The sequence below is a fragment of the Burkholderia sp. SCN-KJ genome (genome assembly GCF_024656005.1).
Taxonomy (GTDB): Bacteria; Pseudomonadota; Gammaproteobacteria; order Burkholderiales; family Burkholderiaceae; genus Burkholderia.
The window spans coordinates 1-208 of the sequence record NZ_JANKOG010000123.1 but is presented as its reverse complement, the minus strand read 5'-3'; the positions used below and the strand labels follow the sequence as shown (position 1 = coordinate 208).

At 60.1% G+C, this 208-nt stretch carries 1 protein-coding gene; it reads left to right on the top strand.

The features are described 5' to 3' along the window. A partial coding sequence (locus tag NQV17_RS37915; RefSeq protein WP_374692813.1) for a carboxymuconolactone decarboxylase family protein occupies window positions 1–180 on the top strand: 180 nt, incomplete at its 5' end. Between the last annotated feature and the right edge of the window lie 28 nt (window positions 181–208).

The window sequence follows — 208 nt, the reverse complement described above, 5'->3', positions numbered from 1 at the left end:
AAGGCCCGCGGTCAGGTCAGCGACGACGATCTGCAAGCTGTCCGTGACGCCGGCTATACGGACGCGAACGTAATCGAGATCGTCGCGCTGGTGGCCATGTACTCCCTGACGAACTTCTTCAATAACGTGTTCGATCCCGAGAAGGACTTTCCGCCCGTTACGCCGGCCGGTTCGATCTGAACTCGATGACGCGCGCATCGACCCTCTC